Below are 11,631 nucleotides of genomic sequence, written 5' to 3'. Positions count from 1 at the left end.
GCTTACCTGCTTTGTGGCCATTCTTTACCACATTCAAGGAGGAGCAGAACACGCATTTTTTTACTCATCTGGGGTGTTTTAAATGGTGCAAATTTACTAAATACCAGCCTGTTGTAAGACTTTTATCCTACTTTTTTACAATTAAGCGTTAACGAACTGTTAAAAAGTGACCCAAAAATCAAAACCCACTGTACCTGTCTAAGTTATACGGACTTACAAAGATTTCATCCTACTTTTTTACAATTAGGCCACAAAAAAACAATCCGTGCCGGAGACATGGCTTCGGGTATTCAGCCATATTTCCGGCACGGAAATTCTTTAGATATTGATGAGAAGAGGAAATATCACTCTATTCAAGAGCAATTTTACTCTCTATTCAAGAACTATTCCTACCATAGGAGCATGTCATATCATAGAGCTATTCCCTATCGTAGAAAGGTATTCTTATTCCCCATCATAGAGGTGTATGCCTGTTCCCTCTTCTATCGGATTAGTATTTGCGGCGCTTCTGCTCGTAGACGAGGGTGAGTGAGGGCTGGTCGCAAACCTCAACCGGGCCAAAGTACTGGATGGGACCGGGGTAAACGTAGCAGGTGTTGCGCTTCCACTCGTCGCGCTCCTTGGCAAACTTAAGGAAGGGGGCACCATCGAGTTCTACGAGAGCCTTGCGGATAACGGGCTTCATCTCGCCGTGACGACGCTCCATGTTCATCATCATGGTGATGGGGATACCACCGGCAATCCAGTTGACGGGAGCGAATGTGAGGTTGCGAAGGCTCGACATATAGCCGGTTTTGCCTGCAGCGATAAGACATGCTGCGGTGTAGCCGAGAGCGTAGCAATAGTTGGCATCGAAGTTCGAGGGGTCGGCGCAACGGCCTTCGTAGCCGAAGAAGTGGTGCATTGTTGCATACTTGCCGTTATACTTTCCTTCGGCAGCAAGCTGCTCAAGACGCTTGCCGACCATTTCAGAGAGAAGTTTCTCGGTCTCGATGAGCGATACCTGTACGTTGCCGTGGGGGTCGCGGTCGAGTGTGAGCTGACGGGCAACGCCTGCGGGAAGCGACTGATAGGTCTTGGCGTTAGCCTCGCTGAGCTGACCGATTACCCATTCGCGCTGCTTCTCGGGATCAACGGCAGCAAATTCCTCAGCCTTGGCAGCGAGGAGGTCGTTGAGCTCGGCGATGAGAGCCTTGACTGCGGGGATGAATTCGATGAGACCTTCGGGGATGAGGACCACACCATAGTTGTTGCCGTCCTTGGCACGGGCTACCACAGCCTCGGCGATATCGTCGACAACCTGGTCGAGAGTGAGGTTCTTGGCCTCAACCTCTTCAGAGATGATGCAGACATTGGGCTGGCACTGGAGGGCGCATTCAAGAGCGATGTGGGATGCCGAACGACCCATGAGCTTGATAAAGTGCCAGTATTTCTTTGCAGAGTTGCAGTCGCGCTGGATGTTGCCGATAACCTCAGAATAAACTTTGGTTGCGGTGTCGAAACCGAATGAAGTCTCGATAACATTGTTCTTGAGGTCACCGTCGATTGTCTTGGGCACACCGATAACCTGAACGCCGGCATCGATAGCCTTGTAGTATTCGGCGAGGATAGCGGCGTTGGTGTTGGAGTCGTCGCCACCGATGATGACGAGCGCCTTGATGTTGAGCTCGCGGAGGATTTCAAGACCCTTGTCGAACTGCTCCTTGGTCTCGAGCTTAGTACGGCCTGAACCGATGATGTCGAAACCGCCGGTGTTGCGGTATTCGTCAATAATGTCTGCAGTGAGTTCCTTATATTTGTGGTCGACAAGACCGCCGGGGCCCATGAGGAAGCCATAGAGACGGCTCTTGCGGTTGATGTTCTTGATACCGTCGAAAAGACCGCTGATGACATTGTGTCCACCGGGAGCCTGACCACCTGAAAGGATGACACCTACATTGATAGGCTCGGCTGACTCGCCGGCAGGAGCCTTTTCGAAACGAAGCTCGGGGAGACCGTAAGTGTTAGGGAAAAGCTTCTGAATGTCTTCCTGATTGTCGGCCGACTGGGTGGGCTGGCCTTCTACTACTTTAACTCCACCGGTAAGCACGATTGGAAGTTGGGGCTTGTAAGCCGCGCGGGCTTGCTGCAAAGCACTTTTTTTCATCTGTAAGTTATTAGGATTATTATCAAATTCTATATGATATGAGGAGACATTTGTCACAATGACATATCTAATGCCATAACATTCGCAAAGTTCGCAATTATTTCGCAAAAAATCAAGAGATAAGGAACGCCAAAATTTGTCAATATGGCATATAGGTGCATATCGGGTTAAAATATGCAAAATATTGTAAATTACACAATCTTATCACTAATGCGCAATCACTTATAAAACACGGATTTAATGCACAAAAAGTGATTGCCATTTTTAACATTTAAAATATTTTCGCCAATGAATTGCCATAATAATTGCACATATTGCCCAAGGATGTGAAGGTAATATAGTTAATATATACTAAATTTTGTATCCAAACGTACCAAAATAAGCTAAAATTTTAACATTTGCCATTTATGTGCTAATTTCTGTTACATTCCCTTTCAAAATCTTTTAAAACGCACAACTATCCCCTTCTCAGCATATTGTCATTTTGAAAAGCGACCTTTTTGTAGTAATTTTGCATTGTGGAAATGAAACCAATCGTCATTCCAATCATCAAAAGAAATTAAGAATCATCAACAACGAAATGAATAAACTCATCATATCGGTTCTTTCGATATTCATCGCCGGAATCTTTGCGGCGGTAGGCGCAAAAGCCGACAACCCCACTCCCTATAAGCTCCCCTCGGCTCACAATGCAGCCGTTGAAGCAAGCGCTTCAATGATGGAAAACAGCTTCGAGACTGTCCGTGCATTCACTCCGTTTGCCGAAAGCTCCATCGAAGACGCCACCGACTCAAACGGCGAACTCATCAACCAGCTCACTGAATTCGCATCGAAATATCTCGGCACCCGCTACCGCCGTGGAAGCGCAAGCCCGAAAGGATTTGACTGTTCCGGCTTCGTAGGATTCGTTTTCAAGAATTTCGGCTTCAATCTCAGCCGCTCTTCCGCCTCACAATATAAGGAAGGTGAGAAAGTTGAGAAAAACGATCTCCGTCCCGGCGACCTCATGTTCTTCTCCGGACGTTCGGGCAACCGCAGCCGTGTAGGTCATGTCGCAATGGTTGTCGATGTCAACCCCGACGGCTCATGTACCTTCATCCACGCATCAACATCGCAGGGTGTTGTCTATCAGAAATTCCCCGATGGAGGCTACTATTCCAAACGCTACATCGGCGCGAAGCGAATCATCCCCGCCGACCCCAAGGCTTGACAATACAAGAATACAATATCATAAGAAACATCCCATACAGCTACAAAAGACAGAAAAATTTTTCAGACATCAGACATAGATAGAAAGAAAAACTCACGACACCGCGACGGTATCGTGAGTTTATTTTTTCTCTTCGTTTTCATCCCGGCCTGCCGTCCTGTGGATCTGCTGCCGTTTGAAATCCTTCCATTGTCGGTTCCACTTCCTTTTGGCCATGACCTGACCGATTCCAGTCACAGTTTTCAGAAGTTGCAGGGCACGATAGCCGAAATGGCGATTAACAGGGCCACCGTTTCCAAGCCGACGGTCAGGAACAAGCGCAAGACGCACCTCATCCTCCTTTACATTTTCAACACGGGCAATCAGACTTTTCACCGATGGGGCGAGTTCAGGAGCCTCCGGTGATACGTATAAGTCAATCTCATCCGGATCGAACTTACAGTTCGCCCATTTTCGAGCCTCTTTCACAGTGATGTATTCCTTGTCAATGACATACACCTCCGCGTATGTACTCACGAAAAACGCCTCATCGGCACGATGAAACCTTATCATCTCACGTCCGCGTCCCTTCGATTCAACATTAAATGAATAGCCCGTCAAATCCTGAGGCGAAAGCGAAGCGGAAACCACATCGCCATACCTGAAGCGGAGTTTGAAATTTTCGAAGTCAAGGTTTTCACGGAAGAAACCCGCAAGCCCCGGCACCCATTTCCGGCTCAGCGTATCAGCCAAGACATCAATATCGACAGCCAGACGGTCGTTGTTTTTCGTCCAAATTTCAGCGGGGCCATATTTACCACGGACAGTGTCGATGCCGCACTCCTTCTCGTTCAAGCCGGATGGAAGATGAATCTCCGGGACAACCCCTACCCAATCCGACCACGAGAAGTGATGACCGCTCCTGTCGCTGACACTATCCAATCCATTGGAATCAGTGAACCTGTAGTATGACCTCGTTTTCAAGACCCTCGGCATTGACCATCCCTTAAATCTGTTCCCATCCTGAGGGAGCATGTAGTCAACCATCTTCTCGCGGAAGAGGGTCACGGTGTCGGCGTATGTTGTCAAGGTCGAATACTCACGCACGTATGCCAACAGATGCAACACCCTGTGCTGACGCGATTCAAAAACGACTTCCGGCAGCTCCATAAAACTCTCCTGAAGGAACACTGTGTCCTGAACTGCTGCACGGACTGTTCTCTCCTTAAAACCAAGATGCCTGACAGTGACAGGAAAATCCGCCTCTGTAACGTATGGTATCCTACCATTCGCATCACAGGTACCAACCAATCTGCCACGACTGTCGAACACAGACGCATTGGGCAAACCGGCGCGCGAAAGCGAATCGGCCACAACAAAACAACGCGTCTGCCCCTCCATCGGAAGGATGGAGGAAGCAAACGCGAATGTGATGAGTACGGACAGCAACTTGCTTCTAAATGATTTAAGCAAACCGAGCTGCGAGGAATTGGAGAGAGGCATGATGAAGGGAATAATTCAAATATCCGGTATCAGAGATACATCCGGACATGGCGACTATACCACCTTAGTCAAGACGATGGATGATGAGGCCCGAACGGAGCTTGGGCTCAAACCATGTCGTCTTTGGAGGCATGATGTTGCCTGAATCGGCAATATCCATGAGCTGCTTCATCGACACGGGGAACAGCGCGAGGGCCATTGCCATCTCGCCGGAATCCACACGGTTCTTGAGCTCGCCGAGACCGCGGATGCCACCGACGAAGTCGATGCGCTTGTCGCTGCGGAGGTCTGTGATACCGAGTATGTCACGGAGGATGAGGTCGCTGGAGATGGTCACGTCGAGCACACCGATGGGATCATTGTCATTGTATGTGCCCGGCTTAGCCGTGAGCGAATACCACTTTCCATCGAGATAGAGCGCAAAATTGTGGAGCGCTGCGGGGCGATACTCGTCGGCACCCTTCTCCTCGATGTCGAAATTCTCAGCGATGCGTGCAAGGAATTCCTCGGGGGTGAGGCCATTGAGATCCTTGACCACACGGTTGTAGTCAATGATGTTGAGATGCGATGCGGGGAAAGCGACTGCAAGGAAGTAGTTATACTCCTCATCGCCGGTGTGGGCCGGATTGTTCTGAGCCTTTTCATGACCGACAAGTGCGGCAGCGGCAGAGCGGTGATGGCCGTCGGCAATGTAGAGATAAGGAATCTTGGCAAATTCATCAGTGATAGTCTGAATCATCGCAGGATCCTCAACGACCCAGAAATGATGGCCGAAGCCGTCGGGGGCAGTGAAGTCATATTCAGGCTCACCGGCAGTCACGGTGTCAATCACCTTCTGAAGAGGAGCATTGTCAGGGAAAGCGAAGAACACCGGCTCGATGTTGGCATTGTTGATGCGGACATGCTTCATGCGGTCCTCTTCCTTGTCGCGACGGGTAAGCTCATGCTTCTTGATGCGTCCCTCCATGTAGTCAGCCACGTTTGCGGCGACAACGATGCCGTACTGCGTGCGACCGTTCATGGTCTGGGCATAGATATAGTAATGCTCCTTGTCATCCTGGACAAGCCAACCGTTGTTGCAGAAGGCGTTGAAATTCTCGACAGCCTTGTCGTAGACTTCGGGGGCGTGTTCGTCGGTGCCGGGAGCGAAATCAATCTCAGGTTTGATGATGTGGTAAAGCGAACGGGGATTTCCCTCGGCCTCTTTGCGAGCCTCTTCGGAATTAAGCACATCGTAGGGGCGGGAAGCCACTTCGGTGACCATCTCGCGCGGAGGGCGGATGCCCTTGAACGGTTTTACTTTAGCCATGGTTTCAGAGGTTAACGTGTTTGAATAAAAAAAAATAGTTTAAGGTATGATGTTATGGATAAAAAAGGCGAAGGCACATCGCAGGCGATAGGGTTCGTCCGCGACGGCTTCGCCGTTTTATATGAGTATACGCTGTTACGCTTAAGCCTTCTTCTCGCGGACGATGGTCTGCTTGCGGTCAGGACCGATCGAAACGATTGTGATAGGTGTGGCAAGCTCCTTCTCAAGGAAAGCGATATAGTTCCGGAAGTTTTCGGGGAACTCTTCCTCGCTCTGCATCTTGGTCATGTCGGTCTTCCAGCCGGGCATAGTGACATAGACAGGCTCGATGTCCTCCTCAATCGAGAAGGGGAACTGGGTGGTCTCGACTCCCTTTATCTTATAAGCCACACAAGCCTTGATTTCGTCAAAGTCATCGAGGACGTCGCTCTTCATCATGATGAGCTGAGTGACACCGTTGAGCATGATTGCATAGCGGAGAGCCACGAGGTCAATCCAACCGCAACGACGCTCACGGCCGGTCACTGCACCGTATTCATGACCGAGGTCACGGATGCGCTTGCCGGTGGCATCGAAAAGCTCGGTCGGGAAGGGACCGCTGCCGACGCGGGTACAGTATGCCTTGAAGATACCGAACACCTCACCAATCTTGTTGGGGGCCACGCCGAGGCCGGAACATGCACCGGCGCTGATGGTGTTGGACGAGGTCACGAAGGGATACGAACCGAAGTCGATGTCGAGCAAAGTGCCCTGCGCACCTTCGCAAAGCACACTCTTGCCTTCGGCGAGAAGGCTGTTGATGAGGAATTCGGAATCAACGATACCGAAGCCCTTGAGATAGACGATGGCATCCATCCACTTCTCCTCAAGTTCGTCAAGATTCTCGGGAGTTGCACCGAGAGCGTTGAGCTGATCGAGGTGACGCTGACGGAGCGCTGAATATTTTTCCTTGAAATTATGGAACACATCGCCCAGACGCAGACCGTTGCGGGAAATCTTGTCGGTGTATGTGGGACCGATGCCCTTGCCTGTAGTACCGATTTTCTTTCCGCCCTTAGCCTTTTCATTGGCGGCGTCGAGCAGACGGTGGGTCGGGGTGATGAGATGGACTTTCTTTGAAATCTTCAGGATTGAACGGAGATCGACACCGCTCTTCTCAAGCTCTTCGGCTTCCTGCTTGAAGAGCACCGGGTCAAGCACGACACCGTTGCCGATGATATTGATCTGACCATGCTGGAAAATGCCTGAGGGGATGGAGCGGAGCACATATTTCTTGCCCTCGAACTCAAGAGTGTGACCGGCATTTGGGCCACCCTGGAAACGTGCCACTGCATCGTAGCGCGGTGTCAGGACGTCAACTACCTTACCTTTTCCTTCGTCTCCCCACTGGAGGCCGAGAAGCACATCAACTTTCATGTTTCGTGAGATTCTATAGTTTATTATTGTGTAATGTTTCTTTGTTTCACTGTGTCTATTTTCTGACTCGTCCACCGCCACGGCAACGTGAGCAAAGCCCGTGGATATAGAGGTCAAAACCGGTCATGACGAATGAGCTATAGCGGCGCAGTTTCAAAAGTTTCGCAAGCTCGGTATCACGGAATTCGGTTGAACGTCCGCAACGCGAACAGACAAGAGTCAGATGTTCGTCGGCTCGAGAGGCACATTCGTAAATCTCGACACCGTCCTCAGTTCTGCGACGTCGCACAATCCCGGCTGCTTCGAAAAGCTTGAGGGTATTGTAGACCGTGGCCTGACTCAGCCGGAAACCGCTCTCGGTGAGCGACTGAAGCAAATCGGCAGGAGTGAAACTCCCGCGCATCTCCACCACACTGTCAAGAATCGTCAGGCGCTCGGGTGTCCGACGCAGATGATGCTGAGTGAGATAGTGGAGCAGACGGCCTTCCGCGTCGCTTTTTCGCTTTTCATCATTCATCAATTGACAAAATTACAACTCAACGGCATAATATCCAAATTTTCCTCAAAGTAAATTTGGCAGGGAGTGTTGCAAACAAGCCGGGAACGGCCCCGGTGAGGGCATTTGCATCAGCCGATTATGCCTCGGGCTGTGAGGATATGGAATATCAGGTCTTTGAGGAGGTCGTATTCATTCTGACGCGAGCCGATACCCTTGCTGCGGGTGTCAAATTCGCGGATGGCGGAGATGATTTCTATTGTCTGGCGCACATTGTAGGCACGGGAAGCCGCTTCATAGACGCGCAAGCCCCACGTGTTCCTCAAACCGAGAGCATCCATGTAGCCGGCCTGCGTCTTATCGCGCGTGTAATGATAGATAAGCAGGTTGGAGAACTGGTTGAAGAGCGACGAGACTGTCATCACCGTCGGGTTGTTCTTCGGGTTGTTGCGGAAATATTCGACAATGGCGAACGCCTTGGCTGCATTACGGCCGACAATGGCATCGACAAGCTCGAAATTGTTGTAGTCCTTTGAAATACCGATGTTGCGCTCGATGGCTTCGGGTGTGACCATCGCTCCTTTGCCGAGTATGAGGGCAAGTTTGCCAATCTCATTGTAAAGCCTCGACAGGTCGGCACCGATATAGTCGCGGAGCATGGCGAGAGCCTTGGGGTCGACATTCAGCCCTTTCTCTTTGATAAGGTCGTTGATGACAGGGACTATGTTGCGCTCATTAAGGCGTTTTGACTCAAAGATTGCACCGTTTTTCTTCAGCGCGGCAAGCAGCTCCTTCCCTTTGGCCTGCGCGCCACGGCAGGAAATCACCAACACCGTCGTCGGGTTCGGACGCTCGACATAGCTGTGGAGCTTGTTGAGCTGGTCAGCGCGTATGGCCTGCGCCTCTTTCACGATGACCACCTGACGTTCGGCCATCATAGGATAGCGGTGGCAGACATCCATCACCGTCTCCACTCCCGATTCAGGAGCATAGAGGGTGTAGAGATTGAAATCCCGCTCCTCTTCGGGGACGAGAGCCTCAAAATCCTTGACAAGTTCGTCGATATAGTAGCCCTCCTCGCCGTGGAGCAGATAGACGGGAGCAAGAGAGGTCCGTGCGGCAAGTTGCCGCTTGAGTTCGGAATATGTGGGTGTTGACGAAGCCATGATGGATTATTATAGGTGTTTCAGAGCGTAAATTTACGCAATTTTGCCGGATTTTGCTAACTTTGTCGGAAATTCAAAAGCCATGCCATCAACAACTGACAGCGCCAATGCCATCTGCCCTCTGAATCTCCCGCCCGGACAAGTCAGACTCCGCCATTCGCAACGCGGCGATGAAGTCTACGACCCATTGCGTCGCAAATGGCTGCTTCTGACACCTGAAGAATGGGTGAGACAGCACTTCACATCATTTCTGCAGACCCACCTCTCCTACCCGTCCTCACTGATGGGCAACGAGATAGGCATAAAGCTCAACGGGACGCTGAAACGCTGCGATACCGTGGTCCATGACCGTGCAGGCAGGCCGCTGATGATTGTCGAATATAAAGCGCCGTCCATCACACTGACTCAGGAGGTGTTCGATCAGATTGCCCGCTACAGCCTCGCACTCAATGTCAGGTATCTCACCGTGAGCAACGGCCTCCATCATTATTGTTGCCGTCTCGACGCCGCCAACCGGCGCTACACGTTCCTACGGGAAATCCCTCGATATGACGAGCTTTAAAGAGAAAGGACTGTTATAGGCCCTGCACAAAGTATTTGTGAGGGACCCATAACAAAGGAAGCCTCATCCGACTATCGCAGATAGTGACAATGAGGCTTCCTTTGTTGTATTGTAATTGTCCTACAACCTGTCTGTTGAACCTATCAAACGGCCATCAGCTCTGTTTCGAGCTTGGAAATGTCGTCGTAGAGTTTCTTTTCGAGGGGGATGCGCTCGTCAATCAGGCGGCAGGCATAAAGCACAGTGGCGTGGGTGCGACCGAGACGTGTGCCGATTGCTTTGAGAGGCATCTTAGTGTGCTTCTTCGCAAGATACATCACCATCTGGCGTGCATCCGACACCTCGCGCTTACGCGACTTGGTGAAAATCTGGTCAACGTCAATGTTGTAGAACTCGCTGACGGTGCGGGCGATTGATTCGAAATTGACCACACGCTTGTTGAGTTTCACGGAGTTCGAGAGGACGCGACGTGCGAGGTCAACCGTAATCTCTTCTCCGAGGCAAGTGGCGTGGGCCATGAGCGAAACAACAACACCCTCGATCTCGCGGATGCTCTGGGTTACGTTGGAAACAATGAAGTCCATGACATCCTTGGGAAGCTGAATGCCGTCGCGGAGCGACTTCTGCGAAAGGACATCACGGCGAAGCTCGATGTCGGGACGTTCGAGCTGGGCGGTCATGCCGGATTTGAAACGTGAGAGGAGGCGGTCCTGCATACCTTCCATCTGCGAAGGGCAACAGTCGCTCGACATGATGAGCTGACGGTTGTTCTGCTTGAGGTGGTTGAAGATATGATAGAATGTCTTCTGGGTCTTTTCCTTGCCGATGAGATCCTGAATATCGTCCATGATAAGAGTGTCGATACTCTGATAGAAGTTGATGAACTCATTGACCTTGGCTCGCTGGACGGCAGCGGTATACTGGCTCTCGAAGAGACGCGCGGTAAGATAAAGTACGCGCGCACGAGGATTGCGCTCCTTGATGCGGATGCCGATGGCCTGAATAAGATGGGTCTTGCCCACTCCACACGGACCGAACACGAAGAGAGGGTTGAAGGTCTTGAGCTTGGGATCATTGGCGATGGCCTCACCAATCGACTGCGCAACCTTGTTGCTGTGGCTGATGCAGAAGTTCTCGAACGTGTAGGCCGGATTGAGCTGAGAATCGATGTCCTCGACAATCTGCTCCTTGAATGGATTGGATGTGGCTCCGGGGAGGGGCTTGACAGCCTGACTCGGATGAGCACTGCCGACAGCCACCTGGGTTCCGGGATCGTTGGCTACGAGCGGGAACTTGTAGACAAGACGGATATTCGCACCGAACACGCGCTTCAAAGTCTTGCCAAGCACATTGATGTAACGTTCTTCAAGTTGCTCGGCAAAGAATTCAGTAGGGCAATCAATAGTCAATACGTCGTTTTCGACCCGTCGGAATGTCAACGGGCTAAACCACGATTCAAATTGTTCGGAAGGGACAATGTCACGGATAATCTCCAGACATCTATCCCATTTTTGGGAATATTCGTTCTGCATCGGTCAGTTGGAGCTAATCTTCAATTAAGCAAGAGTTAGACGGTCCGCGTACCTATTTTCACGAAAAGGGTTCTTGAAATGCCGCCTGTAATTGTATTTCTACACTGTGTTTCGGTACTGCAAATTTCCAAAAAACATTTTTCAAAACCAAACTCTTTTTTATTTGGAAGTTATAAACAATTCACACGCCTTTGAGTTTCAGACTATTACAAAAAGAATATTACAATACTTAAAGTAATACTTTAACTTAAATTCCCAATCTCTTTGTTATAGGCTTGTTTAATTAAATTTCGCAAGTATTTCATTAATTAG

At 50.4% G+C, this 11,631-nt stretch carries 9 protein-coding genes; 2 read left to right on the top strand and 7 right to left on the bottom strand.

The window, feature by feature from the left end; all coding sequences use genetic code 11:
• Positions 1 to 490 precede the first annotated feature (490 nt).
• Entirely contained in the window at positions 491 to 2,146 is a 1,656-nt protein-coding gene (locus tag QZ310_RS04700) for a diphosphate--fructose-6-phosphate 1-phosphotransferase (protein ID WP_297070890.1), read from the bottom strand.
• 580 nt (positions 2,147 to 2,726) lie between these two features.
• Here QZ310_RS04700 and QZ310_RS04695 point away from each other — a divergent pair.
• On the top strand, positions 2,727 to 3,356 hold the full coding sequence (locus tag QZ310_RS04695) for a C40 family peptidase (protein ID WP_297070888.1): 630 nt from the start codon (positions 2,727 to 2,729) through the stop codon (positions 3,354 to 3,356).
• Between the two features lie 120 nt (positions 3,357 to 3,476).
• Here QZ310_RS04695 and QZ310_RS04690 read toward each other — a convergent pair whose 3' ends face one another.
• From QZ310_RS04690 to holA, 5 genes are all read right to left on the bottom strand, one after another.
• Positions 3,477 to 4,838: a hypothetical protein gene (locus tag QZ310_RS04690; protein ID WP_297070887.1), complete on the bottom strand. Its 1,362-nt coding sequence runs from the start codon at positions 4,836 to 4,838 to the stop codon at positions 3,477 to 3,479.
• Between the two features lie 64 nt (positions 4,839 to 4,902).
• The gene (locus QZ310_RS04685; protein WP_297070885.1) at positions 4,903 to 6,147 is read right to left on the bottom strand and encodes a DUF1015 domain-containing protein; all 1,245 of its coding nucleotides are present in this window, start codon (positions 6,145 to 6,147) and stop codon (positions 4,903 to 4,905) included.
• Between the two features lie 141 nt (positions 6,148 to 6,288).
• Positions 6,289 to 7,563, bottom strand: a complete 1,275-nt coding sequence (locus QZ310_RS04680) for an adenylosuccinate synthase (protein ID WP_297070883.1) — start codon at positions 7,561 to 7,563, stop codon at positions 6,289 to 6,291.
• A gap of 55 nt (positions 7,564 to 7,618) precedes the next feature.
• Positions 7,619 to 8,080 (bottom strand): Fur family transcriptional regulator, encoded by a 462-nt coding sequence (locus tag QZ310_RS04675; protein ID WP_297070881.1) that lies wholly within the window; start codon positions 8,078 to 8,080, stop codon positions 7,619 to 7,621.
• Positions 8,081 to 8,190: 110 nt separating this feature from the next.
• The gene (gene holA, locus QZ310_RS04670) at positions 8,191 to 9,225 is read right to left on the bottom strand and encodes a DNA polymerase III subunit delta (protein ID WP_297070878.1); all 1,035 of its coding nucleotides are present in this window, start codon (positions 9,223 to 9,225) and stop codon (positions 8,191 to 8,193) included.
• An 82-nt stretch (positions 9,226 to 9,307) separates the two neighbouring features.
• Between holA and QZ310_RS04665 the strand changes: the two genes are divergently transcribed.
• Positions 9,308 to 9,787, top strand: a complete 480-nt coding sequence (locus QZ310_RS04665; protein WP_297070876.1) for a type I restriction enzyme HsdR N-terminal domain-containing protein — start codon at positions 9,308 to 9,310, stop codon at positions 9,785 to 9,787.
• Between the two features lie 143 nt (positions 9,788 to 9,930).
• On the opposite strand, the gene dnaA is transcribed toward QZ310_RS04665, so the two are convergent.
• A complete protein-coding gene (dnaA, locus tag QZ310_RS04660) occupies positions 9,931 to 11,319 on the bottom strand; it encodes a chromosomal replication initiator protein DnaA (protein ID WP_297070874.1) in 1,389 nt (462 codons plus the stop codon).
• Positions 11,320 to 11,631 lie beyond the last annotated feature (312 nt).

Origin of the sequence: uncultured Duncaniella sp., assembly GCF_910577345.1 — a bacterium.
In the GTDB taxonomy this organism is placed as follows: domain Bacteria; phylum Bacteroidota; class Bacteroidia; order Bacteroidales; family Muribaculaceae; genus Duncaniella.
The sequence above is the reverse complement of the archived record's forward strand: the minus strand, read 5'-3'. Positions and strand labels throughout refer to the sequence as shown.

What these genes read in the sequence shown, in the direction of transcription:
- QZ310_RS04700 (WP_297070890.1), bottom strand. Translation starts at nt 2,146, where the DNA reads ATGAAAAAAAGTGCTTTGCAGCAAGCCCGCGCGGCTTACAAGCCCCAA.
- QZ310_RS04695 (WP_297070888.1), top strand. Translation starts at nt 2,727, where the DNA reads ATGAATAAACTCATCATATCGGTTCTTTCGATATTCATCGCCGGAATC.
- QZ310_RS04690 (WP_297070887.1), bottom strand. Translation starts at nt 4,838, where the DNA reads ATGCCTCTCTCCAATTCCTCGCAGCTCGGTTTGCTTAAATCATTTAGA.
- QZ310_RS04685 (WP_297070885.1), bottom strand. Translation starts at nt 6,147, where the DNA reads ATGGCTAAAGTAAAACCGTTCAAGGGCATCCGCCCTCCGCGCGAGATG.
- QZ310_RS04680 (WP_297070883.1), bottom strand. Translation starts at nt 7,563, where the DNA reads ATGAAAGTTGATGTGCTTCTCGGCCTCCAGTGGGGAGACGAAGGAAAA.
- QZ310_RS04675 (WP_297070881.1), bottom strand. Translation starts at nt 8,080, where the DNA reads ATGAATGATGAAAAGCGAAAAAGCGACGCGGAAGGCCGTCTGCTCCAC.
- holA (WP_297070878.1), bottom strand. Translation starts at nt 9,225, where the DNA reads ATGGCTTCGTCAACACCCACATATTCCGAACTCAAGCGGCAACTTGCC.
- QZ310_RS04665 (WP_297070876.1), top strand. Translation starts at nt 9,308, where the DNA reads ATGCCATCAACAACTGACAGCGCCAATGCCATCTGCCCTCTGAATCTC.
- dnaA (WP_297070874.1), bottom strand. Translation starts at nt 11,319, where the DNA reads ATGCAGAACGAATATTCCCAAAAATGGGATAGATGTCTGGAGATTATC.